The following is a 2,577-nucleotide window of genomic DNA, read 5'->3' on the forward strand; positions in this document are numbered from 1 at the left end:
TTCCGGCGGGTACGGCCGGCGCGCCGGTGTTGCCGGACCCGCCGCTGCCGCCGTTACCGAACAGGCCGGCGTCGCCGCCCCTGCCACCGGCACCGTTGAAACCGTTCCCGCCGTTGCCGTAGAGGAGTCCGCCGGCCCCGCCGTTGGGGTTGAGCGCAGTTCCGTCAGCACCGTTGCCGATCAACGGGCGGCCCAGCAGCGCCTGCGTCGGCGCGTTGATCACGTCGAGCAACGGTTGCAGCGGTCCGACGTTCAGCGCTTCCGCGGTCGCGTACGCGTTGGCCCCGGCGTTCATCGCCTGCACGAACTGCTGATGGAAGGCCGCCGCCTGCGCGCTGAGGGCTTGGTAGCCCTGTGCATGGACGCCGAACAGGGCCGCCACCGCCGCCGAGATTTCGTCCGCGCCCGCGGCCAGCACTTCCGTAGTCGGCAAAGCCGCCGCTGCATTCGCTTGGCTGATCACTGAACCGATATTCGACAGATCGGCGGCCGCAGAATTCAGGAATTCCGTCGATGCGAACACGTACGACATCCGTTTACCTCCCGACAGGCAACCATGGACCTCGTCGGAGCGTAACTCGATCACGCAGCTTGTTGGGGCTTTCGAACAAAACGCGAGCAAATCCAATAAGCGTCTTATCCGGCGCGCTTATCGTCCAATCCATTGCGCCGAACGAATTCTCTTGCCTTGATCAGGAATTCGAGTTGGTCGCCAACCTGACGCAGTGGGACGACGCTGCGGGTCGATCGGCACAGCACGATTGCGCCCTCCAGCGCTGATATAGACATCACCGCCAGCGAGGCGGCGTCGGCGTCGTCGAATCCGTCGGTGACGAATGCCCGGCTCAGCGCGGTGCACCAGCGACCCAGGATCAGACCGGCTTCGGTGGACAGTTCGAGTTCCTCGTCGGCCGAACCGATCGCGGCTGCGACCACTGGGCATCCCGCGGTGAAATCGCACTCGGTCAGCAAACGTTCCCAGAATTCGACGAACTCGCGCAGCAACGCCTTGGCCCCGCGGTCGACCGCGTTGTCGATGTTGGCCGTGATGGAGTCACCGGCGTAGCGCAGCGCCTCGGTCAGGATCTGGTTACGGCCCTCGGGGAAGTGGTGGTACACCGAACCGCGCGGGGCGCCGCTGCGTGCCAGCACGGAGTCGATGGTCACGCCTGCTGCACCGCGTTCCCGCATCACATGGGCGGCGCTGATCAGCATCTTGTCCCGGGTGCCGACGCGCTTTGTGCTGCTGGGTGTCATGCCGCGTGCGAAGGCTCGTGGTGGTGCCGGATGGCGGGCCAGTGCAGGTGGCGGCCGCTCAGCCGGAAGGGGCGGCGGCGCAGGTCAGGCATCTCGCGGGTGAAGGTATGGCCGGCGATATTGAGCTCGATGATCCACATGGCTGCTCCCCGCAGGTGTGTTGCGCTCATGCGCCGGGGACCGGCCCATGAATATGCTAAGCAGCATATAATACAGGGGTTTAGTAAGCAACTGCTCGCTATCGACCTGTGATCTGGCCGAGTATCTGTGTTATGCACTATTGCATAATCCATATTTGTGGGGTTCACTCGTGCCATGACCAACACGGTGTCCCTGGAGCGGGACGGACACGTCCTGCTGATCGGCCTGAACCGGCCGCACAAGCGCAACTCGTTCGATCGCGAGATGCTGGCCGATCTGTCCCGCGCCTACGCGGCGCTGGAATCGGACCCCGATGTGCGGGCAGGCGTGCTCTTCGCCCACGGTGACCACTTCACCGCCGGTCTGGACCTGGTCGACGTCGGACCCGGCATCGCGTCGGGTGAATCGCCGATGCCGGAGGGCGGACGCGACCCGTGGCGTCTGGACGGCGCCTGGACCACGCCGCTGGTCGCCGTTGCCCACGGCTGGTGCATGACGCTGGGTATCGAACTGCTGCTGGCCGCCGACATCCGGATCGCGGCGGCCGGAACCCGTTTCACGCAGCTGGAAGTGCAGCGCGGCATCTACCCGTTCGGCGGCGCGACCATCCGCCTGCCGCGGGAGGCCGGTTGGGGCAATGCCATGCGCTGGTTGTTGACCGGCGACGAGTTCGACGCCGCCGAGGCGCACCGGATCGGGTTGGTGCAGGAGGTCGCCGAAGATGGCGCGGCGGCGCTCGCGCGGGGGCGGGAGATCGCTCAGACCATCGCCGAGCGTGCCGCGCCGCTGGGCGTGCGGGCGACGCTGGAGTCGGCGCATCTGGCCCGCGAGCGGGGTGAGGTGGCGGCTATCGAGCGGTTGCGTCCCGACGTCGCCGCATTGTTCGCCAGCGAGGACGCCGCAGAAGGCGTGCAGTCGTTCATCGAACGACGGCAAGCCAGGTTCTCCGGCCGCTGACGCCGGCCCAGCTGCGCTCCTCGCGTCGAGCGTGAACCGCACGGACCTCAATCGGGTTGTTGCGCAGCGTAATTCACAGTCGACGGCGAAACGAGCCCCGCTACGGTAAGCCGGCCCTGCCGTCCTGGCCGAGCATCAAGCCGCCGGGGCCGCCGGCGCCGCCCTTGCCCGCGGTCGTGGCGGTTCCGCCGTTGCCGCCGTTTCCGCCGTCGCCGAGCACGA

General features: G+C 67.0%; 4 protein-coding genes. 1 reads left to right on the forward strand and 3 read right to left on the reverse strand.

Annotated elements, in window-relative coordinates; genetic code table 11:
- From AO501_RS13355 to AO501_RS37170, 3 genes are all read right to left on the reverse strand, one after another.
- The coding region (locus AO501_RS13355; RefSeq protein WP_156452535.1) for a PE family protein at positions 1 to 532 on the reverse strand (532 nt) is incomplete at its 3' end.
- 104 nt (positions 533 to 636) lie between these two features.
- Positions 637 to 1,257, reverse strand: a complete 621-nt coding sequence (locus AO501_RS13360; protein WP_055578189.1) for a TetR/AcrR family transcriptional regulator — start codon at positions 1,255 to 1,257, stop codon at positions 637 to 639.
- Complete coding sequence (locus AO501_RS37170; protein WP_156452536.1) at positions 1,254 to 1,427, reverse strand: hypothetical protein; 174 nt, start codon at positions 1,425 to 1,427, stop codon at positions 1,254 to 1,256. Before AO501_RS37170 ends, AO501_RS13360 begins: the two co-directional genes overlap by 4 nt.
- A 145-nt stretch (positions 1,428 to 1,572) precedes the next feature.
- Here AO501_RS37170 and AO501_RS13365 point away from each other — a divergent pair, with 145 nt between their 5' ends.
- Positions 1,573 to 2,355, forward strand: coding sequence for a crotonase/enoyl-CoA hydratase family protein (locus AO501_RS13365; protein ID WP_055578190.1), 783 nt, complete (start codon positions 1,573 to 1,575; stop codon positions 2,353 to 2,355).
- Positions 2,356 to 2,577 lie beyond the last annotated feature (222 nt).

The sequence above is a fragment of the Mycobacterium gordonae genome (assembly GCF_001417955.2).
In the GTDB taxonomy this organism is placed as follows: Bacteria; Actinomycetota; Actinomycetes; order Mycobacteriales; family Mycobacteriaceae; genus Mycobacterium; species Mycobacterium gordonae_B.

What these genes read in the sequence shown, in the direction of transcription:
- AO501_RS13365 (WP_055578190.1), top strand. Translation starts at nt 1,573, where the DNA reads ATGACCAACACGGTGTCCCTGGAGCGGGACGGACACGTCCTGCTGATC.
- AO501_RS13360 (WP_055578189.1), bottom strand. Translation starts at nt 1,257, where the DNA reads ATGACACCCAGCAGCACAAAGCGCGTCGGCACCCGGGACAAGATGCTG.
- AO501_RS37170 (WP_156452536.1), bottom strand. Translation starts at nt 1,427, where the DNA reads ATGAGCGCAACACACCTGCGGGGAGCAGCCATGTGGATCATCGAGCTC.